This window comes from Bradyrhizobium sp. C-145, assembly GCF_023375135.1.
GTDB classification, from domain to species: domain Bacteria; phylum Pseudomonadota; class Alphaproteobacteria; order Rhizobiales; family Xanthobacteraceae; genus Bradyrhizobium; species Bradyrhizobium zhanjiangense.
Genome location: NZ_CP088150.1, coordinates 3,546,173 through 3,565,150 on the forward strand (window position 1 = coordinate 3,546,173; position 18,978 = coordinate 3,565,150).

Below are 18,978 nucleotides of genomic sequence, written 5' to 3' on the forward strand. Positions count from 1 at the left end.
GATCGCTGAAAGGGGTCGGAGTGGACAATGGCTGAATTCGACGTCGACCTCTTCGTCATCGGTGGCGGCTCGGGCGGCGTGCGTGCCGCCCGCATCGCGGCCGGTCACGGCGCCCGCGTGACGATTGCGGAAGAGTACCGCATGGGCGGCACCTGCGTGATCCGCGGCTGCGTGCCGAAGAAGCTGTTCGTGATCGGCTCGCATGTCCGCCACGAGCTCGAGGACGCCGCCGGCTTCGGCTGGACCATTCCGCCCGCCAGCTTCGACTGGCCGACCCTGATCGCCAACAAGGACAAGGAGATCGCGCGGCTGGAGGCGGCCTACACCGCAAACGTCGAGAAGTCGGGCGCGCAGATCGTCAAAAGCCGCGCGGCGATCGAGGACGCGCATACCGTCCGCCTGCTCGAGAATGACAGGAAGATCACGGCAAAATACATCCTGATCGCCACCGGCGGCGCGCCGAACCACGGCGCAGCAATTCCCGGCATCGAGCACGTGATCTCCTCCAACGAGGCATTCCACCTTGCGAGGCTGCCGAAGCGGATCGTGATCCAGGGCGGCGGCTACATCGCGCTCGAATTCGCCGGCATCTTCGCCGGCTTCGGCTCCGACGTCACCGTGATCTATCGCGGCGACAACATCCTTCGCGGTTTTGACGAGGATGTTCGGACCCATGTTCGTGCCGAGATGGAGAAGCAGGGCATCACCATTCTCACCGGCTGCACCGTGACCAAGGTCGACCGCCACGGCGAGGAATTCACCACCCATCTGTCGAACGGATCGAGCCTCGCTTCCGAGCAGGTGATGTTCGCGATCGGCCGCCATCCCAACGTCGCCAATCTCGGGCTGGAGAATGCCGGCGTCGTCATCAATCCGAGGAATGGCGGCATCGCGGTCGATCATTTCTCGAAAAGCTCGGTCGACAGCATCTATGCGATCGGCGACGTCACCCACCGCTTCAACCTGACGCCGGTCGCGATCCGCGAGGGCCATGCCTTCGCCGACACCGTGTTCGGCAAGCGCGAGGTCAGGGTCGATCACGCCAACATTCCGACCGCCGTGTTCTCGCAGCCGGAGGTCGGCACCGTCGGCCTCACGGAAACCGAGGCGCGGGCGCAGTACAGCCATGTCGACATCTACAAGACGACGTTCCGCCCCATCAAGGCGACGATGTCGGGCCGCGACACGCGCGTGCTGATGAAGCTCGTCGTCGACGGGGCCACCGACCGCGTGCTGGGCTGCCACATCGTCGGCGATGCCGCCGCCGAGATCACCCAGGCGGTCGCGATCGCCGTGAAGATGAAGGCGACCAAGGCCGATTTCGACGCCACGATCGCGCTGCATCCGACCGCGGCCGAAGAGCTCGTCACCATGCGCACGCCGACCGCACGCTACGTGCGTCAGGCGGCGGAGTAGCCCTTCACCCGTGCGGCCTTGGTTTTGGGGGCTTGACGTTTTGAGGTCTTGACGCGTTGTTCATGTTTTGTTCTTATGCTGCAACCATGATTGGGAGGCAGCGATGGACAACCGCATCAACGAAATCCGCAGAACCATTCGAGCGCTTCGTGTCAGCATGCTCGAGGCCGAAGCCATCATGCGTGAGCAGGTCGACCGGGACGAGGACTGCAGCTTCGTCGCGCAGGAAATCCTCAAGATGCGTTCGGTCATGAGCCTGCTCGTCAGGGAGCGTATAACGCTCGGCGATGACGAGCCGATCCTCGTCAACTGCCTCTACGTGCGGCGGCGCCGGCCGCCCCGAAAGTCATCGGCTGATCGTCTCCCGGAGTCGGGTAATATGCCTCCGCAACGCGTGGCGGCGGGAATCTGACCGGAGCAGGACGACCGTCATTCGAACGACTGGCGAGCGGCCCGTTCAGGTTTGCCGGACGGACTGTCCGCCCACTTCGCCATGTCCATCGTTCGCACGTCGATGCCTTCGCACCAGAGGCAGCTGAGCTCCGCGCGGCCCTTTGCCGAAAGCATCGGGACAAGTCCGTGGCCGCAGCCGGAGCAAGGCGTGACATGATTCATGCGGTTCTCCACGATACCCGAATTCGGGACGACATTTCGTTGCCGAAGCTTGCGTGGGCGTTATGACGGAGCAGGAGCGCTCGTGCCTGAGATCGTCGAGGCTGCGATCCAGCGCGCCCCTTAGACGTTCATTTACCGTTCAGTGCTGGAACCCACACATAAGTTACATCTCTTAACTCGACACGGCTAGGTTGCGCTCGATATTTGGGTGCAGATCATGGGCCGCTTCGTTCTTTTCACATGTATGGCGTTCGTCACGACGTTCGTAGGCATCTCCTGGGCGATGCGTGGCTTTCCCATGACCGTCTCTTCCTCTTCGCCGGTCGGCCAGTTGAAGCCGACACTCACGGCCTCGTTTGGCGACGAGAGTGCCAAGGCCTATGAACGCAAGGCGTGGGAGGCCAAGCACACGCTGCAAAGCGACAAGGATCCGTAACTCGATGCGCTGCGAATGGACGCGCTGCAGGCAGGCGCCGCCTACGCAATGTCGCCGTGCGACAGGATGATGAAAGCGAACCTCATCGCGGCAACGTCGGCCTATGCGCGGGGCTACATGAAGATTCTTGACTGTCCAAATCCGCTACTGGCGATGTTCTGTAGCGAAAAGAAGCACGATCAGGCCAACGCCGCGTACTCGACGCCGCTGGACGTTCGCGTCCAGGCGCAGCTCGCCGAGGCGTTTGAACAAAAAGGTATCGTCGAGGAGGATTTTCCGGAGGAGATCCGCCTCACGGTGCTCCAGTTTGCCGGGCCCGGCCTATGGTTCGATCCGTCTCCTGTATGCCTGCCGAAGCAACGCGGGACGAACGCGAGATGAGCCGTGCCTGGTTCATCCTCTGGGCCCTCGTCGTCTATCAGGTCGCCGCATGGGCATTCGCACCGCAAAAGTCACCTCAGCCCGCACCTCCAATCGACGGTCCGGGCTACGGGTCCAACGAAGCGATCTTCGTGGAAGGGAGAGTAAGCAAACGCCGTGCGGTCGCGCGGGCATTGGAGCGCCCCTATGGATCGCGCTGCGCCGGCGAGGGGCGGAAGCAGTTCATCAGCTCGGTCGGCGAATATTACTACCATCGTCAGAACGACGCCGAACGTTATCCTGAAACCTTTGGCAAACCCGGTGCGGACTACATCGCCCGGCAATGGTCGACCGGCGAGGACAAGCGCATCGATCGCCTGACGCAGGAAGCGTATGCCCAAGGCTATCTGCAACCGTCGGACTTTGGCGCCGTAGCGCGCAAGGCAGTCGAAACCGTCGTCAGGAGCGAGCGCGTCACGGTTCGGTCCTGCGCCAGCTGAAATCGGCGGAACGGCCTCCCAGTCCTGCGTTGTATTACAAGCACGAGCCGCCATCCTTCGAGGCTCGGTTTGCGATGCGAACGCATCGCAAACCTCACGCCTCAGGATGACCGTTCGGTAACGGTGCCGCGCGACTCGCGCCTGCTCGCCGCAACGAGTGGAACCGATGCGGCGGCTGGTCGCAGTCGTGTCGCCTTGATTCCGACAGGTCCGTCTTTATTTCTTGCGGGAACAAGAATCCGGGCCCCTCTGGCGAGGACGCCGACGATGTCGGCAAACCTCGTGATGTCGGATGACCTGTCCCGCGCGAATGCGATGGATCGGCCGATCGTCGGGCCTTCTTCGGTTCTCTCCGACCAGTCGCTCCATCGCAGCTCCGTGCGGCCATTTCGCAAGATCGAGGAGCAACGATGTCTGACGCCAAGCATTCAAATCCGAACGAGATCGAGATCGCGGATCCGTCCAGCCTGAACGAGCAGGCTGCGGCGGCGCTGGTCATTGCCGGCGCACTGGTCGCCGTGGCCGACCGGCGCGTTTCGCCAGTCGAGCGCGACGAAGTGATCCGCTTCATCCGGGATCGCGGATTGGCACCTCATATCGACGACGATAGGCTGCTTGCGATGTTCGACGCGCTCGCCGAACGACTCGATGAGCCGGATTTTGCCAACGTCGTGATCGAGACGCTGCGGCCGGTCTCGGACATGCCGCTGTCGTCTCATCTGATGGAGTTGTCGGAGCGTGTCGCGGCCGCTGACGAAGACGTCCATCCCCATGAGGTGCAAGCAATCAAGCTGTTGCGCCTGCTGACGCTGGCGCTGCCGCGTGCAAAGCGGGTCGTACCGGCCGCGCACCGCGCCGCCGCCGAGGAATGAGCATGACTACTGCCTCGGACGAGCGTACGACGGGAGCCGAGGGGGCTGCCAGCCAGATGGCCGGCGGCGATCCGCGCCTCGACAAACTCGTCAATTGCCTGCCGCCGCGCGTGGGCGACACCGTCACCTATCTGCTCAAGCCGTCGAGCCGCTGGGTCAGGATCCCCTCGGGCGCACTGCTCGTCGTCGGCGGCGTGTTCTCCTTCCTGCCGATACTGGGTGTCTGGATGCTGCCACTCGGCCTCGCGCTGCTTGCGGAGGACGTGCCCGCGTTGCGCTCCTCACGTTCGAAGGTCCTGGACTGGGTCGAGCGGAAGAAGCCGCAATGGCTCGATCCGTCCGCATCGAAGCATGATCGATCATGACTGAACTCATCACCACAGAGGCGCTGGCCGCGCTGCTTCAGGTCGTCCTGATCGACCTTGTGCTGGCCGGCGACAACGCCGTCGTCATCGGCCTTGCCGCGGCCGGGCTGCCGGCCGAGCAGCGCCGGCGCGCCATCGTGGTCGGCATCGTCGCCGCTACTGCGCTCCGCATCGTCTTCGCCGGCGTTGCGACCCAGCTCCTGCAAGTGATCGGCCTCCTGCTCGCCGGCGGCGTGCTGCTGCTCTGGGTCTGCTGGAAGATGTGGCGCGAGCTGCGCGAGCGGGCCGCGCATTCGCGTCAGCTTGCATTCAGCCATGGCGGCGGCGCGAGCGACGCACCTGTGCCGCATAAGACTTTCGGGCAGGCGGCCTTGCAAATCGTCGCCGCCGACGTCTCGATGTCGCTCGACAACGTGCTCGCGGTCGCGGGCGCCGCGCGCGAGCATCCCTACATCCTTGCGTTCGGCCTGCTATTGTCGGTGGCGATGATGGGCGTTGCCGCAGACCTGCTCGGCCGCGTGCTGCAGAAGCAGCGCTGGATCGCCTATGTCGGTCTCGCCATCATCGTTTACGTCGCCTTCGAGATGATCTATCGCGGCTCGCTCGAGCTCGCGCCTGTCATCGCGAGTCTCTAAGGCGCGTTTCCTGTCTCACTCCGGAGTGATCAATGACGTCTGAAACCAAAGCACTTTCGGCGCGTTCCGCGCCAGCGCCGCAGATCGGTCCGTTTGCGCAGCTCATCTTTGGCTCGCGCTGGCTGCAAGTGCCGCTCTATGTCGGCCTGATCATCGCGCAGGGCGTTTATGTGCTGCTGTTCCTGAAAGAGCTCTGGCACCTGGTCGCGCACTCGTTCGACGCCAGCGAGCAGCAGATCATGCTGGTCGTGCTCGGGCTGATCGACGTCGTCATGATTTCGAACCTGCTGGTGATGGTGATCGTCGGCGGCTACGAGACCTTCGTCTCCCGGCTGAACCTGACCGGTCATCCCGACGAGCCGGAATGGCTGAGCCACGTCAATGCCAGCGTGCTCAAGATCAAGCTGGCGATGGCGATCATCGGCATTTCCTCGATCTCGCTGCTCAGGACCTTCATCGAGGCGGGCAATCTCGGCACGACGCGCAGCAATTTCACCGAGAGCGGCGTGATGTGGCAGGTGCTGATCCACCTGACCTTCATCATCTCGGCGATCGGCATCGCCTGGGTCGATCGCCTCAGCGAGAGCGGCCATCGCAAGGAGGCACGCCACGGCTGACGAACCTGGCCGTTTGATACCTCCCAAGCGGCCAGCCCGCCTGATCGCGCGATCAGGCGGGCTCTCTTTTCCGGATCGATAAAATTGTCTGCAATCCGCACAGCAGCGGCAAACCCTGCGAACAAGAAACGTGCGGCCTTAAACCTTGACTTTGGAACGCGCGTGCATCCTCCCGGCAAAAGGGCAGGGCATCCGCATGTCTATTCTCAGGGAGATCGTCGCCGCGGTCGCGGGAGTGTACGCGCTTCTGTTCGTCTGCGACGCATTGTTCGGGGTCGGCGAGGCACGCTTCGACGACGCCTATTTCCGCGCCAGCTTCTACGCGCCGCGGCCGAAGGAGTTTCGCTTTGCTAACGATACGCCGCCGGCGGTGCGTGTCAGCGAGGCATTTGCGCAATTCGCGCCGGGCGAAGCGAGGCCGAACAGGCGTTACTCGTCGCTGACGACGATCATCCGCTGACGTCACTCACCCTGGATCCATTCCGCGACGCCGTGCCACAGCGTATCGCGATGATCGGGGCGGAAGAAGCCGAAATGGCCGATGGCCTTGGCGCCGACATCGGACGGTTTGACCGTCAACACCTCCGGCTTGATCGCGGTGAACCCGCTGGTGAGCAACTCGACCGCGGGGCGCGTCGCCCAGGGATCGTCGGAGAAGCACAGCGCGCGCAATTGGCCCTTGAACCTGGCAAAATTCTCCAGTGCCGGCAGCTGTGAATCGAAGAGGTAGCGGGGGCTCGAGACCCACCGGGCCCATTGCAGGAAAACGCCCTTGGGCAAATCCTCGCCAATGCCGGCCCAGCCGGGCGCGTAGCCGAGCGCGTGGACCAGCGGCACGCCGACAAAATTCATGAAGGCGAAGACGCGATATTTCTCCGGCGAGGTCATCAGCCGCCAGGTCGCGGCCTGCGAAGCCACGAGGGCGGCGCGCGAGATGTCCGTGTTGTTGGCGATCAGCCCGAGCGCCTGGCCGCCGAACGAATGGCCGACATAGGCTAGCGGCAGGGTGTGGTAGCGCTCGCGCATCCAGCCTACCGCGGCGGTGACGTCGAGAGCGGCCCAGTCGGACATCGAGGCCTTGAAGCCGACCAGCGATTTCGGCCGGTTGTAGCCGACCATCGCCTGCAGCCGGGAATCGCCGATGCCGCGATAGTCGTAGGTCAGGACGGCGCAGCCGCGATGGGCGAGATAGGAGGCAAAGCCGCGATAGATTTTTCGCGGGACGGCGGTGGCGGAGTTGATCAGCACGGCGTGGCGCTTGGCGCCGCGCGGCAGAAACAGGGTGCCGGCCAGTGCATACCCGTCGGTCGCCGGGAAGCTGATCTCGTCGATGAAAACGTCGTCCAGTGCCGCGTCCATGGGCAGAAGGTGTCCTGCCGGTTTACTTACCAGTTTCCTTGCCGTTCCCAGCAAATGCGAATTTGGCTTTGCCCGCAAGGGTTTGCAATGCGGAATGGATTTACAACTGGCGGGGCGGGGCCAGCCTGTGTATAAGGCGGCCCTCGCAACCCACAGATCAGGTTGCACTTTTTTGCTTCACGGAGAGATTGCGATGTCCGAGCGGTGGACGCCCGAGTCCTGGCGCAGCAAGCCGGTGCTACAGGTGCCCGATTATCCCGACGCCAAGGCTTTGGCCGACGTCGAGGCGCAGCTTGCGACCTTTCCGCCGCTGGTGTTCGCCGGCGAGGCACGCAACCTGAAGAAGGCCTTAGCGCGGGTTGCGGCCGGCGAGGCCTTCCTGCTCCAGGGCGGCGACTGCGCCGAGAGCTTTGCCGAGCATGGCGCCAACAACATCCGCGACTTCTTCCGCGTGCTGCTCCAGATGGCGGTGGTGCTCACTTACGCCGGCGCCGTCCCCGTGGTGAAAGTCGGCCGCATCGCCGGCCAGTTCGCAAAGCCACGGTCGTCGCCGACCGAGAATGTGAACGGCGTCGAGCTGCCGAGCTATCGCGGCGACATCGTCAACGACATCGCCTTCACCAAGGAAGCGCGCGTGCCGGATCCGCAGCGCCAGCTGATGGCCTATCGCCAGTCGGCCGCGACGCTGAACCTGCTCCGCGCCTTCGCCACCGGCGGCTACGCCAATCTCGGCAGCGTGCACCAATGGATGCTCGGCTTCCTGAAGGATAGCCCGCAGTCCCGCCGCTACAAGGAATTGGCCGACCGCATCTCGGACGCGCTGAACTTCATGCGCGCCTGCGGCCTCGACCTCGAGGCCCATCCCGAGCTGCGCGCCACTGACTTCTACACCAGCCATGAGGCGCTGCTGCTCGGCTACGAGCAGGCCTTGACCCGCGTCGATTCCACCACCGGCGACTGGTACGCGACCTCGGGCCACATGATCTGGATCGGTGACCGCACCCGCCAGCTCGATCACGGCCACATCGAATATTTCCGCGGCATCAAGAACCCGATCGGACTCAAATGCGGCCCCTCGCTCAAGCCCGACGAATTGCTCAAGCTGATCGACGTGCTCAACCCCGACAACGAGCCCGGCCGGCTGACGCTGATCGGCCGCTTCGGCGCCGACAAGGTCGGCGAGCATCTGCCCAACATGATCCGCGCCGTGCAGCGCGAGGGCAGGGTGGTGGTCTGGTCGTGCGATCCCATGCACGGCAACACCATCACCTCGACATCAGGCTATAAGACGCGCCCCTTCGACCGCATCCTGTCCGAGGTGAAATCGTTCTTCGCGATCCACGGCGCTGAAGGCACCCATGCCGGCGGCGTGCATCTGGAGATGACCGGCCAGGACGTCACCGAATGCCTCGGTGGCGCCCGCGCCATCACCGACGAGGATCTCAACGACCGCTACCACACGGTCTGCGATCCCCGCCTCAATGCCGAGCAATCCATCGATATGGCTTTCCTGATCGCCGAGCTGCTGAAGCAGGAACGTGCCGGCAAGGCCAAGCCGATGCCGGCCGCAGCGGGGCTCTAAGATCTTGCTGCGGATCTGGAAGGCCACGATCAATTCCCGGAACGGTCTGGCCTTTGCGTTTCGATCGGAGCAGGCCGTCCGCGAGGAGATCTTTGCGCTCCTGCTGTCGCTGCCGCTGGCCTGGTTCATCGGCGCGACCGCGATGCGCGCGGTCGAGCTGGTTTGTGCGGTCGCGTTCGTGCTGGTGGTCGAGCTGCTCAACACCGCGATCGAAAAACTCGCCGACCGCCTCACCATGGACCACGACAAGCAGATCGGCCGGGTCAAGGACATGGGCTCGGCCGCGGTCGGCGTTGCGCTGCTGATGGCCGGCGCGTTCTGGATCTTTGCGCTCGTCGAGCGATTGGGTTTCGTCTAACGAGGATCGAATAAGGGCGCCCATGACCGAACGTCTCAACGCATTCGCGGTCACGCTCGCCCAGCTCAATCCGAGCGTGGGCGATATTGAGGGCAACGCCGCCAAAGCGCGCTCGGCGCGCGCGCGAGCCGCCGCCGACGGCGCCGATCTCGTGCTGTTTCCGGAACTGTTCATCGCCGGCTATCCGCCGGAGGACCTGGTGCAGAAGCCCGCGTTCCAGGCCGCCTGCCGCGCCGCGATCGAGACGCTGGCGCGCGAGACCGCGGACGGTGGTCCGGCGATGCTGGTCGGCACGCCCTGGGTCGAGGAGGGCAGGGTTTACAATGCCTGTGCGCTGCTCGAGGGCGGCCGTATCTCCGCGCTGCGCTTCAAGTGCAATCTGCCGAATTACGGCGTGTTCGACGAGAAGCGGCTGTTTTCGCAGGGCCCTGCCGCCGGCCCTGTGACGGTGCGCGGCGTGCGCATCGGCGTGCCAATCTGCGAGGACATCTGGCTGGAGGAGTCCGAGGACTATGAGAACGTGGTCGAGACGCTGGCCGAAACCGGCGCCGAGATCATCCTGGTGCCGAACGGCTCGCCTTACGCCCGCGACAAGAACGACGTGCGCCTGTCGGTCGCGGTGGCGCGGGTCACCGAGAGCGGGCTGCCGCTGGTCTATCTCAATCAGGTCTGCGGCCAGGACGAGCTGGTGTTCGACGGCGCCTCCTTCGTGCTCAACGGCGACCTCTCACTCGCGGCACAGTTGCCGGCGTTCGAAGAGAGCATCGTCACGCTGCGCTTCACCAGAAACGGCGACGACTGGCGCTGCACGGGTCCGATCGCCGCGCAACCCGAAGGTGACAAGGCCGATTACGCCGCCTGCGTGCTGGGCCTGCGCGATTACGTCGCCAAGAACGGCTTTCCGGGCGTGCTGCTCGGTATCTCCGGCGGCATCGATTCCGCGCTGTGCGCCGCGATCGCGGTCGATGCGCTCGGCGCCGATCAGGTGCATGGCGTGATGCTGCCTTATCGCTACACCGCAGCACACTCGGTTGCGGATGCCGGCGAGCTCGCCGGCCATCTCGGCATCCGCTACGAGGTTTTGCCGATCGCGGAAGCCGTCAACGGGTTCGAGACCATCCTGTCCGGCATCTTCAAGAACCTGCCGCCTGACATCACCGAGGAGAATCTCCAGGCCCGGACCCGCGGCACGCTCTTGATGGCGATCTCCAACAAGACCGGCTTGATGGTGGTGACGACAGGCAACAAGTCCGAAATGTCGGTCGGCTACGCCACGCTCTATGGCGACATGAACGGCGGCTTCAATCCGATCAAGGACATCTATAAGACGCAGGTGTTTCGGCTGGCGGCACTGCGCAATTCCTGGAAGCCGGAAGACGCGCTCGGGCCCGCCGGCGAGATCATTCCGCCCGATATCATCACGCGGCCGCCGACCGCGGAGTTGCGCGAGAACCAACGTGATGAGGACTCGCTGCCGCCTTACGACGTGCTCGATGCCATCCTGGAACGCCTGGTCGAACGCGAGGAGCCGCTTGATCAAATCATCGCGGCCGGCTTCGACCGCGACACCGTCACCCGCATCGACCATCTCCTCAATGTCGCCGAATACAAGCGCCGCCAGGCCGCACCCGGCGTGAAGGTGACACCTAAGAATTTCGGCCGCGATCGCCGCTATCCCATCACCAACCGTTTTCGTGACAAGGGCGAGCCGTTGCCGGCGGCGGATGAGGCGCTGGTGTCACGTGGGAGCCGCGCTTCGATTGACGCGTTCGAGGGGTAGCACTGGAGAGAGACGGGCAGTCTCGCTACAAGTCCATCTGTCATCATCCGCGAAGGCGGATGATCCAGTACTCCGCGGCGGACATTGTAGAAACCGACTTCTCCCGCGGAGTACTTGATGCCCCGCCTTCGCGGGGCATGACGGTGAGAACTCGGATTGCCGCTACGACGGGGTCGCGAAGAAGAGCACCCGAAGGAAGTGGGTGTATTCGGATTCGAGCACCATGATCGACACAAATACCAATACCGCAATCGGCGGCAGCAGGATGGCATAGGCCAAGGCCAGTCGCTCCCAGGCCATGTGCATGAAGACCGCGACGATCAAGCCGGCCTTCAACACCATGAACAGCAGGATCAGCGACCATCTGAGATAGCCATGTAGGCCAAAGTAGTCGACGAGGTAGGAGCACGTGCTGAGGACGAACAACCAGCCCCAGACCACGAGGTAGAGCTTGATCGGGTGCTGTTGACCCTTGGCATGAACGGCTCCCGTTGCGATTGCGCTATGCACCGGAGCGTGAAGCTGTCCTTCCATGTGTACCGCCGCGTTTGTCATGCGCCGACCTCACCAAAGATAGAAGAATGCAAAGATGAACACCCACACGAGATCGACGAAGTGCCAGTACAGGCCCGTGATCTCGACGATCTCGTAGTACCCCTTGCGGCTCGTGAAGAAGCCGCGCCTCTCGACGTCGAAGTCGCCGCGAAAAACCTTCCGCGCAATGGCGATCAGGAAGATCACGCCGATCGTCACATGGGTGCCGTGGAAGCCGGTGATCATGAAGAAGCTCGCACCAAACTGCGGGGCACCCCATGGATTGCCCCAGGGACGAACGCCCTCCATGATCAGCTTGGTCCATTCGAAGGCCTGCATTCCGACGAAGGTTGCGCCGAAGGCTGCCGTGGCCAGCATTAAGGCCGCGGTTCTGACGCGATCGCGGCGGTAGCCGAAATTGACGGCCATCGCCATGGTGCCGCTGCTGCTGATCAGGATAAACGTCATGATGGCGATCAGGATCAGCGGAATGTGCCTGCCGGCGATGTTGAGAGCGAAGACCTCGCTGGGATTGGGCCAGGGCACGGTCGTCGACATCCGCGCCGTCATGTAGGAGAGCAGGAAGCAACTGAAGATGAAGGTGTCGCTGAGGAGGAAGATCCACATCATGGCCTTGCCCCAGGACACGTTCTTGAAGGCGCGCTGATCGGACGCCCAGTCGGCGGCGATGCCGCGCCAGCCTTCAAGCCGCGCAGGCGATTGGCCCGGATTTGTCAGCATGGTCGCAGCCATCTGGTCTCGCCTCCCTAGCTCAGCAATTGGCGGCAGATGTTGACGAAATCGTCCGTCCAGCCCGTGAGAAGACCGAGCAGGACGAGCCAGACCAGCAGCAGGAAGTGCCAGTAGATGGCGCACAGCTCCACGCTCAAGCGCATGTCGGCGATCTCGGCGCCGCGCCACATCTTGGCTGAGGTTCGGCCCAAGGCCACCAGACCGCCCGTCAGATGCAGCCCGTGCACTGCGGTCAACAGGTAGAAGAAGGAATTCGCCGGATTGGACGCCACGAAATATCCGGCAGCCCCGAGCCGTTGCCAGGCCAGGAGCTGTCCGGCAAGGAAGATCACGGCAGATGCTCCGCCCGCGAGCAGGCCGATCATGACGCCTTCAGCATCGTCTCGGCGTGCCGCCACGTACGACCATTGCAGCGCGACGCTGCTCAGGACCAGGACGCCGGTGTTGACCCACAGCAGTCGCGGTATCGGCAGCGGCCGCCAGTCCACCACGCTCATGCGCATCGAGTAGGCGCTGATGAAGAGGACGAATAATGCGCTCGCGACGGCGAGAAACACGCCAAGTCCGACCTTCGCTGCCGGCCAGGTCATGGCATCGCCGCCCGGGAAGTCACCGACCGGGCCTTCCTCCAGCCATGGCTTGGCCGTCAGCCGCTGCTGCGACAGCCACCATCCGGCGATCACCGCAAGCACAGCCAGGAACAGGATGATGGCGCTCACGAAGCAGCTCCCTGAACGCGCTGCGTCGCGTGCGGCGGCTGGTTCTGCGGTATGAAGTCCTCCGCGGCTCCGGGCACACTGTAGTCATAGGCCCAGCGGTACACGACCGGGAGCTCCTTGCCCCAATTGCCGTGCCCTGGAGGCGTCTCCGGCGTCTGCCACTCCAGCGTCGTCGCCCGCCACGGGTTGCCGCCCGAGGCCTCACCTTTGAACAAGCTCCAGGCCAGATTGAACAGGAACACCATCTGGCTGAAGCCGACGGTCAAGGCCACCACGGAGATGAAGGCGTTCAGCGAATGGGCCGAGGACGGGATGAAGGCCGCATCCCCGAGTTCGAAATACCGGCGCGGAACCCCGAGCAGTCCAAGGTAGTGCATGGGGAAGAAGATCAGGTAGGCGCCGAGGAAGGTGACCCAGAAGTGAAACTTGCCGAGAGCCTGGTTCAGCATCCGCCCCGTGATCTTGGGGTACCAATGATAGATCGCGCCGAGCACGACCATGATCGGCGCCACGCCCATCACCATGTGGAAATGCGCGACCACGAACATGGTGTCCGAGAGGGGCACGTCCACGACGACGTTGCCGAGGAAAAGGCCGGTGAGCCCGCCGTTCACGAAGGTGATGATGAAGCCGAGGGCGAACAGCATCGGCACCGTGAGATGGATGTCGCCGCGCCACAGGGTCAGCACCCAGTTGTAGACCTTGATCGCGGTGGGGATTGCGATGATGAGCGTCGTGGTGGCGAAGAAGTACCCGAATTGCGGGAACATGCCGCTCACATACATGTGGTGCGCCCATACGATGAAGCTGAGCGCGCCGATGGCCACGATCGCCCAGACCATCATGCGGTAACCAAAGATGTTCTTGCGCGCATGCGTGCTGATCAGATCGGAGACGATGCCGAAGGCGGGCAGGGCGACGATATAGACTTCGGGGTGGCCGAAGAACCAGAACAGGTGCTGGAAGAGCAGCGGGCTGCCGCCGCCATATTTCGACAGCGTGCCCATCTCGACGAGCGAAGGCATGAAGAAGCTGGTTCCGAGCAGACGGTCAAGCAGCAGCATGACCGAGGCAACGAACAGGGCAGGGAATGCCAAGAGCGCCATCACGGTCGCCGTGAAAATGCCCCACACCGTCAGCGGCAAGCGCATCAACGTCATGCCGCGGGTGCGCGCCTGGAGCACCGTGACCACATAATTCAGCCCGCCCATGGTGAAGCCGATGATGAACAGGATCAGGGACGACATCATGAGAATGATGCCCCAATCCTGCCCGGGCGTTCCGGAGAGGATCGCTTGCGGCGGGTATAGCGTCCAGCCGGCGCCGGTGGGGCCGCCGGGCACGAAGAATGTCGACGCCAGCACCAGGACTGCGAGCAGGTAGACCCAGTAGCTCAGCATGTTCACATAAGGGAAGACCATGTCCCGGGCGCCGACCATCAGCGGGATCAGGTAGTTGCCGAAACCGCCCAGGAACAACGCCGTGAGCAGATAGATCACCATGATCATGCCGTGCATGGTGATGAACTGGAGGTACTGGTTGGCATCGATGAAGGAGAAGGTGCCGGGAAATCCCAGTTGCAGCCGCATCAGCCACGACAGCACCAGGGCCACCAGCCCGATGGCCGTGGCCGTCAGCGAATACTGGATGGCGATCACCTTGGCGTCCTGCGAGAAGACATATCGCGTCCACCAGCTCCGCGGATGATAGAGCTCGACATCAGGCACTTCGGCAGGCGGAATGCCGGGGATCCCTTCATATGGAATATCGACCATAGAAACCTCCTCGGTCGTTTCCATCGGGGCGAGGCGTTGGCCTCATGCTCCCGATCTATCTTCGCGGCGGCAGCTTGCTACTTGCCGCCGGATTGGTACGTCGCCTTCACGACGGCTTTGGCCGGCGACAATTCTGCAAACGTTTTTTGTTGCTCCAGCCAAGCGTGATATTCACGCTCTTCGTCGACGATGACCTTGGCGCGCATCTGATAGTGAGCAGCGCCACAAAGCTCCGCACAGAGAACATCGAACGTTCCGGTTCGGATCGGCGTTATCCAGAAATAGGTCACCATGCCTGGAACCATGTCCATCTTGGCCCGGAATTCGGGCACGTAGAAATCGTGCAGGACATCAACCGAGCGGAGGAGAACCTTGACCGGCTTTCCCACTTGAAGGTGTAGCTCGCCGTTCTCGATCACGACGTCGTCCTGCGCGTGTTGGTCGTCATGATTGAGTCCCATCGGATTGTCGGAGGCGATGTTGCGGACATCGGATGTGCCCAATTGCCCATCCTTGCCCGGAAGGCGGAAGCTCCATTGCCATTGCTGCCCCATGACCTCGACCTCGGTGGCACCCGCAGGCACCGTCACGAACTGGTGCCAGACCACGAGGCCAGGCGCCAGCATGGCCGCGACGCCGACGCCGGTCCCGACGCTCAGCCACCATTCGAGCTTCTTGTTTTCCGGATTGTAGTCGGCCCGTCTTCCCTCTTTGTGGTGAAAGCGGAAGACGCAGTAGGCCATGAAGGCGATGACCGCGACGAATACGAAGCCCGTGATCCAGAACGTGATGTTGATGGTGTGGTCGATATAGGCCCAGTTTGTGGCGATCGGTGTCCACCACCACGGGCTGTAGAGGTGAAACAGCACGGAGCCGATCGCGACCAGAAGCAATATCAGTGCGACAGCCATCCTGATCCATCCTTGCCACTGAAGGCTACGGATACGAATCCAGGGCGGAGCTCATGTCTGTCGCGATGGCTGGCCTTTCTTGGTCGGCATTCGTGCCATCGCCGGCCTCTTGCTTCGCCCATTCCACTGGTCGCGAAATCAAGGGAACGCTCGCGACCATCAATCTCATCGGAGCTAAGGGCGTCTGTGTCTAAAATGGTCCCAGCCTAATCCGGCGTCAATAGAGCATATCGGCGTGTCAACGCGCGGCGTGGGCGTTGCCGTCGCCCGGCAAGTCGACAAAAGCATCAGGTGCGCTCAGCGTCCGGGGTGATGCAACGCACAAATCAGGTCGCACAATTCACCCAACCGTGAGTGCAGCCGTGCTCCGCGCGCGCTAAGCTTGCGGGGCAGGTCGCGACGGGTTCCGTCCGGCCAGGCTCGTTCGATGAACCTGGGTTGCCGTACTCGACCCATCGCGTTTCCTGCTCATCCGGCGGACACGCGTGGCTGGAAAGCGCGTGTTATCGAAACCGCGATTTTCAGCACGGGAGGTCCGTTCATGGCCACTCTGTACTCCCACGACATCAGGCGGCACGTATTCGGCGAAGCGGCCTCCTATCCCATTCGCAAGATCAGCTTGTCCGACCTGTCCGAGGCCCTGCGCCTGGGTTGGGAGGATTTCCAGGCGATGCCGAGTCACGCGATCGTCGTGTGCGTGATTTATCCCGTTCTTGGTCTCGTCCTGTTCAGGATGGTGCTCGGCTATTCGGTGCTGCCGCTACTGTTTCCGCTGGCCGCCGGCTTTGCCTTGGTCGGACCTTTTGCCGCGATCGGTCTCTACGAGCTCAGCCGTCGGCGCGAGCGCGGAGAGGAGGTCGATGCATGGGATGCGATCAAGGTGCTGCGCGCACCCTCGTTCGGCGCCATGGTAGAACTCGGCGTGCTCCTGCTGGTCCTGTTCGGGGCCTGGATCGGTGTCGCGAACGCAATCTATGTCGCAATCTTCGGTCACGCGGCGGCCGCCAGCATTCCCGACTTCACAACGCGCGTGCTGACGACACCGGAAGGCTGGTCGCTCATCATCGTCGGTTGCGGTGTCGGCTTCCTGTTTGCGGTTGTGGCGCTGTGCGTCAGCGTCGTGTCATTTCCGTTGATGCTGGACCGGCATGCGACTGCGATCGACGCGATCCGCACGTCGCTTCGAGCGGTCGCGGCGAATCCGGTTGCGATGGCCGGATGGGGCCTCATCGTGGCGGCGCTACTCGTGATCGGCTCGCTGCCGCTATTCGTCGGCCTCGCTGTCGTTCTGCCAGTGCTCGGTCATGCCACCTGGCACCTCTATCGGCGGGTGGTCGAGCCGAATCCGAACCCACCGGACGCACCGCCGCCGCCCCCGAAGGGAAAGCGCTACGCAGCAGACTTCCCGGCCAATCTCTTCCCGTGGAGCCGCGAGGGCGAGTAGTAGCGCGCGTTTGAGGGATAACGGTTGCGCGTGAGACGGGCGATTGTGCCCCTGGATTGCTGTCATCATCCGCGAAAGCGGATGATCCAGTACCCTGCGGCGCTGCTTGTGTGCACGACTGGCGTCACGGAGTACTGGATGCCCCGCCTTCGCGGGGCATGACAGTAAAAGCAGGGCTGCCTACTTCTGCTGCTGCGGCAGGAAGGTCGGGCCGACCGAGCGGATCGGCTTGTTCTCGGAGTTGGCAGTAGCGGCGGTATCCGCCGGCGGCGGCGCGGCCGGCGCTGTGGCGGTCGTCGGCGCCGGAGCTGGGCCCTTCTTGGCATTCGCAGGCGTGCCCTTGTTGAGCCGCTGCTGCTGCATCTTCCTGGCGCTCTCTTCGGTGACGATGATGTCGCCCTGCTGCTCGGCCGCCGCCTTGTCGTCCGCCGATTTCAACGCATCCGCCCAGGTCTGGCCTGCGGCCTTGCAGGAGCAGGACGGGTTGAACTCGCTGCGGAACTTGAATGCGGTCGGCAGCGCCGTGTAGGGCTGGCCGCCGATCGAGACCGCCGAGTTCATGTCTTCGCCGGGATTGCGATGGGCGTAGAGCACGGCTTCCGCGGCCGGGCACAGCGCCTTGCAGGTCTTCTCGTCGTCGGGGAAGCGTGCCGGCACGGTCGCAAACGAGATCGGGAAATAGGCGCCGTCGCAGGTGCGCACGCACACGGTGCGGAAGGTGCCGGATTGCGGGCCGAGATCGGCGGGCGGCACGGCTTGCGGATTGCCCGCGCTATTGCCGCCAAACAAATTGCTGAGGAAGTTGCCGCCGCCTTGTGATTGCGCGGCGTTGGCATATTGGGGGCCGCAGTTGTTCTGCGCCAGCGCCGCCAGCACCGAGCGGCGCTGGTTGTCGCGCTCGGGGCTGAAGCCGCCGGGGCCGCCGCCGCGCAGCCGCTCGAGATTGCCGGTGATCTGGTCCAGATTGGCGCGCATCTGCTGGATCTGGGTGTTGACCGGGCCGCATTGCGCCGACTGGCCGTTGAACAGCGAGAAGAAGCCGGAGGAATCGCAGCCCATGCGCTTGGCCTGCATGGTGACGCGGTCGAGCTCGGCCTGCTGACGGCTCTGCGAATCCTGGTAGCGGCGGATCTGTTCTTCGCGCGCGGGGTCACCGCCGCCGCCGCGGTCGAGCGCGGCGAGCTGGCCTTCCAGCCGCACGCACATCGGATTGGGGCCGAGCCCGTTCTGGCCGGGCTGAGGCGGCGGCCCCGGCGGGCCCGCCTGCGCGAAAGCGTCGGTGGCGAGCACGACCGTGCTCAGGAGCAGGGTGCAGGCAAGGAGGAAGCGGGCACGAGGCAGGGACAACAATTCAGGCATATCCGCCATTCTAGCGAGGTCACGGCCCAATGTGACTTTCCAAGTGACTTTGGAGGGCCGAAGCGCGCCCTCCAATAGCCGCTTCCTGCGGCATCGTCACGTCGTTTCAAGGGCCAAAGATTGGGCCTAAGGTCCGCCAGCTCCGAGCGAATTCAGCGCTGGCAGGTGATTGCGACATATACGTCGCAACGGCCATGGGAGCAGTTTGCGCCGGATTTGGGGACGGAGCCGGTAATTTCGTCGGGATCGACCCGGCGATAGGCCGAGGCCTGGGCAAAATCCCGTGACTGGCAATAGGTGCGCGCGACGGAGGCGCCGCATTTGTCGCCCTTGGCCAAGCACTGGTCGACGCCGTAGCCGTCCGCCTGGTTGGCGATGATGAAGACGCGGGTCTCGGCACAAGCGCTGGATGCCGCAATGATGGAGGCGCCGAAAATGAGCGCGAGCAAGGATCGCATGAAAACACCGGGGGGCAAAAAGGGAACCGCCAGTTCCAGAATGGGCTCAAATGGTTAAGGATCATGAACCATCAGGACGAGCCGGGCGCTTTGCGGAGATAAAACGGCGTTTTCGCGGCTCTCTTGACGC

The 18,978-nt window shown here is 63.4% G+C and carries 22 protein-coding genes; 14 read left to right on the plus strand and 8 right to left on the minus strand.

Annotated elements, in window-relative coordinates; all coding sequences use genetic code 11:
- Window positions 1-27 precede the first annotated feature (27 nt).
- The 10 genes from gor (at window position 28) to LRP30_RS16310 (ending at window position 6,276) form a co-directional block, all read left to right on the plus strand.
- Window positions 28-1,416 carry a glutathione-disulfide reductase gene (gene gor / locus LRP30_RS16265; protein WP_249761020.1) on the plus strand — a complete coding sequence of 463 codons (1,389 nt, stop codon included), beginning with the start codon at window positions 28-30 and terminating at the stop codon, window positions 1,414-1,416.
- 103 nt (window positions 1,417-1,519) lie between these two features.
- The gene (locus tag LRP30_RS16270) at window positions 1,520-1,828 is read left to right on the plus strand and encodes a hypothetical protein (RefSeq protein WP_245508636.1); all 309 of its coding nucleotides are present in this window, start codon (window positions 1,520-1,522) and stop codon (window positions 1,826-1,828) included.
- A gap of 411 nt (window positions 1,829-2,239) precedes the next feature.
- Window positions 2,240-2,467, plus strand: a complete 228-nt coding sequence (locus LRP30_RS16275; protein ID WP_249761021.1) for a hypothetical protein — start codon at window positions 2,240-2,242, stop codon at window positions 2,465-2,467.
- Between the two features lie 15 nt (window positions 2,468-2,482).
- Window positions 2,483-2,848: a hypothetical protein gene (locus tag LRP30_RS16280; RefSeq protein ID WP_249761022.1), complete on the plus strand. Its 366-nt coding sequence runs from the start codon at window positions 2,483-2,485 to the stop codon at window positions 2,846-2,848.
- Complete coding sequence (locus tag LRP30_RS16285; protein WP_128938537.1) at window positions 2,845-3,327, plus strand: hypothetical protein; 483 nt, start codon at window positions 2,845-2,847, stop codon at window positions 3,325-3,327. Before LRP30_RS16280 ends, LRP30_RS16285 begins: the two co-directional genes overlap by 4 nt.
- A gap of 410 nt (window positions 3,328-3,737) precedes the next feature.
- Window positions 3,738-4,199: a TerB family tellurite resistance protein gene (locus LRP30_RS16290; protein ID WP_249761023.1), complete on the plus strand. Its 462-nt coding sequence runs from the start codon at window positions 3,738-3,740 to the stop codon at window positions 4,197-4,199.
- A gap of 2 nt (window positions 4,200-4,201) precedes the next feature.
- A complete protein-coding gene (locus LRP30_RS16295) occupies window positions 4,202-4,564 on the plus strand; it encodes a hypothetical protein (RefSeq protein WP_164939469.1) in 363 nt (120 codons plus the stop codon).
- A complete protein-coding gene (locus tag LRP30_RS16300) occupies window positions 4,561-5,199 on the plus strand; it encodes a TerC family protein (protein WP_128934489.1) in 639 nt (212 codons plus the stop codon). The genes LRP30_RS16295 and LRP30_RS16300 overlap by 4 nt, the downstream gene beginning before the upstream one ends.
- 32 nt (window positions 5,200-5,231) lie before the next feature.
- The gene (locus tag LRP30_RS16305) at window positions 5,232-5,816 is read left to right on the plus strand and encodes a TIGR00645 family protein (protein ID WP_249761024.1); all 585 of its coding nucleotides are present in this window, start codon (window positions 5,232-5,234) and stop codon (window positions 5,814-5,816) included.
- A gap of 196 nt (window positions 5,817-6,012) precedes the next feature.
- Entirely contained in the window at window positions 6,013-6,276 is a 264-nt protein-coding gene (locus tag LRP30_RS16310) for a hypothetical protein (protein WP_128934488.1), read from the plus strand.
- 2 nt (window positions 6,277-6,278) lie between these two features.
- On the opposite strand, the gene LRP30_RS16315 is transcribed toward LRP30_RS16310, so the two are convergent.
- Window positions 6,279-7,175 carry an alpha/beta fold hydrolase gene (locus LRP30_RS16315; protein WP_249761025.1) on the minus strand — a complete coding sequence of 299 codons (897 nt, stop codon included), beginning with the start codon at window positions 7,173-7,175 and terminating at the stop codon, window positions 6,279-6,281.
- Between the two features lie 193 nt (window positions 7,176-7,368).
- On the opposite strand from LRP30_RS16315, the gene LRP30_RS16320 reads away from it, so the two are divergent.
- Genes LRP30_RS16320 through LRP30_RS16330 form a run of 3 tightly spaced genes read left to right on the plus strand, consistent with a single transcriptional unit; the run spans window position 7,369 to window position 10,895 of the window.
- Entirely contained in the window at window positions 7,369-8,757 is a 1,389-nt protein-coding gene (locus tag LRP30_RS16320) for a 3-deoxy-7-phosphoheptulonate synthase class II (RefSeq protein WP_128938543.1), read from the plus strand.
- A gap of 4 nt (window positions 8,758-8,761) precedes the next feature.
- Window positions 8,762-9,115 carry a diacylglycerol kinase gene (locus LRP30_RS16325; protein ID WP_128934485.1) on the plus strand — a complete coding sequence of 118 codons (354 nt, stop codon included), beginning with the start codon at window positions 8,762-8,764 and terminating at the stop codon, window positions 9,113-9,115.
- Window positions 9,116-9,137: 22 nt separating this feature from the next.
- Entirely contained in the window at window positions 9,138-10,895 is a 1,758-nt protein-coding gene (locus LRP30_RS16330) for an NAD+ synthase (RefSeq protein WP_249761026.1), read from the plus strand.
- A 162-nt stretch (window positions 10,896-11,057) separates the two neighbouring features.
- Here LRP30_RS16330 and LRP30_RS16335 read toward each other — a convergent pair whose 3' ends face one another.
- The 5 genes from LRP30_RS16335 to LRP30_RS16355 form a co-directional block, all read right to left on the minus strand.
- Window positions 11,058-11,450, minus strand: a complete 393-nt coding sequence (locus LRP30_RS16335; RefSeq protein WP_164934451.1) for a cytochrome C oxidase subunit IV family protein — start codon at window positions 11,448-11,450, stop codon at window positions 11,058-11,060.
- 9 nt (window positions 11,451-11,459) lie between these two features.
- A complete protein-coding gene (locus tag LRP30_RS16340; RefSeq protein ID WP_249761027.1) occupies window positions 11,460-12,182 on the minus strand; it encodes a heme-copper oxidase subunit III family protein in 723 nt (240 codons plus the stop codon).
- 14 nt (window positions 12,183-12,196) lie between these two features.
- Entirely contained in the window at window positions 12,197-12,901 is a 705-nt protein-coding gene (locus tag LRP30_RS16345; RefSeq protein WP_249761028.1) for a cytochrome c oxidase subunit 3, read from the minus strand.
- Complete coding sequence (locus LRP30_RS16350; protein ID WP_128934481.1) at window positions 12,898-14,676, minus strand: cbb3-type cytochrome c oxidase subunit I; 1,779 nt, start codon at window positions 14,674-14,676, stop codon at window positions 12,898-12,900. The genes LRP30_RS16345 and LRP30_RS16350 overlap by 4 nt, the downstream gene beginning before the upstream one ends.
- Window positions 14,677-14,753: 77 nt before the next feature.
- On the minus strand, window positions 14,754-15,587 hold the full coding sequence (locus LRP30_RS16355; RefSeq protein WP_128934480.1) for a cytochrome c oxidase subunit II: 834 nt from the start codon (window positions 15,585-15,587) through the stop codon (window positions 14,754-14,756).
- A gap of 541 nt (window positions 15,588-16,128) precedes the next feature.
- Here LRP30_RS16355 and LRP30_RS16360 point away from each other — a divergent pair.
- Window positions 16,129-17,031, plus strand: a complete 903-nt coding sequence (locus LRP30_RS16360) for a DUF2189 domain-containing protein (protein ID WP_128934479.1) — start codon at window positions 16,129-16,131, stop codon at window positions 17,029-17,031.
- A gap of 180 nt (window positions 17,032-17,211) precedes the next feature.
- On the opposite strand, the gene LRP30_RS16365 is transcribed toward LRP30_RS16360, so the two are convergent.
- Together LRP30_RS16365 and LRP30_RS16370 are read right to left on the minus strand one after the other, a co-directional pair.
- Window positions 17,212-18,399, minus strand: a complete 1,188-nt coding sequence (locus LRP30_RS16365) for a DUF2865 domain-containing protein (RefSeq protein ID WP_249761029.1) — start codon at window positions 18,397-18,399, stop codon at window positions 17,212-17,214.
- Window positions 18,400-18,542: 143 nt separating this feature from the next.
- Window positions 18,543-18,848: a hypothetical protein gene (locus LRP30_RS16370; RefSeq protein WP_249761030.1), complete on the minus strand. Its 306-nt coding sequence runs from the start codon at window positions 18,846-18,848 to the stop codon at window positions 18,543-18,545.
- Window positions 18,849-18,978: the final 130 nt, after the last annotated feature.

Bases quoted from the DNA above. Each gene is read 5' to 3' on its own strand.
- gor (WP_249761020.1), top strand. From the start codon at position 28: ATGGCTGAATTCGACGTCGACCTCTTCGTCATCGGTGGCGGCTCGGGC.
- LRP30_RS16270 (WP_245508636.1), top strand. From the start codon at position 1,520: ATGGACAACCGCATCAACGAAATCCGCAGAACCATTCGAGCGCTTCGT.
- LRP30_RS16280 (WP_249761022.1), top strand. From the start codon at position 2,483: ATGGACGCGCTGCAGGCAGGCGCCGCCTACGCAATGTCGCCGTGCGAC.
- LRP30_RS16285 (WP_128938537.1), top strand. From the start codon at position 2,845: ATGAGCCGTGCCTGGTTCATCCTCTGGGCCCTCGTCGTCTATCAGGTC.
- LRP30_RS16290 (WP_249761023.1), top strand. From the start codon at position 3,738: ATGTCTGACGCCAAGCATTCAAATCCGAACGAGATCGAGATCGCGGAT.
- LRP30_RS16295 (WP_164939469.1), top strand. From the start codon at position 4,202: ATGACTACTGCCTCGGACGAGCGTACGACGGGAGCCGAGGGGGCTGCC.
- LRP30_RS16300 (WP_128934489.1), top strand. From the start codon at position 4,561: ATGACTGAACTCATCACCACAGAGGCGCTGGCCGCGCTGCTTCAGGTC.
- LRP30_RS16305 (WP_249761024.1), top strand. From the start codon at position 5,232: ATGACGTCTGAAACCAAAGCACTTTCGGCGCGTTCCGCGCCAGCGCCG.
- LRP30_RS16310 (WP_128934488.1), top strand. From the start codon at position 6,013: ATGTCTATTCTCAGGGAGATCGTCGCCGCGGTCGCGGGAGTGTACGCG.
- LRP30_RS16315 (WP_249761025.1), bottom strand. From the start codon at position 7,175: ATGGACGCGGCACTGGACGACGTTTTCATCGACGAGATCAGCTTCCCG.
- LRP30_RS16320 (WP_128938543.1), top strand. From the start codon at position 7,369: ATGTCCGAGCGGTGGACGCCCGAGTCCTGGCGCAGCAAGCCGGTGCTA.
- LRP30_RS16330 (WP_249761026.1), top strand. From the start codon at position 9,138: ATGACCGAACGTCTCAACGCATTCGCGGTCACGCTCGCCCAGCTCAAT.
- LRP30_RS16335 (WP_164934451.1), bottom strand. From the start codon at position 11,450: ATGACAAACGCGGCGGTACACATGGAAGGACAGCTTCACGCTCCGGTG.
- LRP30_RS16340 (WP_249761027.1), bottom strand. From the start codon at position 12,182: ATGGCTGCGACCATGCTGACAAATCCGGGCCAATCGCCTGCGCGGCTT.
- LRP30_RS16350 (WP_128934481.1), bottom strand. From the start codon at position 14,676: ATGGTCGATATTCCATATGAAGGGATCCCCGGCATTCCGCCTGCCGAA.
- LRP30_RS16355 (WP_128934480.1), bottom strand. From the start codon at position 15,587: ATGGCTGTCGCACTGATATTGCTTCTGGTCGCGATCGGCTCCGTGCTG.
- LRP30_RS16360 (WP_128934479.1), top strand. From the start codon at position 16,129: ATGGCCACTCTGTACTCCCACGACATCAGGCGGCACGTATTCGGCGAA.
- LRP30_RS16365 (WP_249761029.1), bottom strand. From the start codon at position 18,399: ATGGCGGATATGCCTGAATTGTTGTCCCTGCCTCGTGCCCGCTTCCTC.
- LRP30_RS16370 (WP_249761030.1), bottom strand. From the start codon at position 18,848: ATGCGATCCTTGCTCGCGCTCATTTTCGGCGCCTCCATCATTGCGGCA.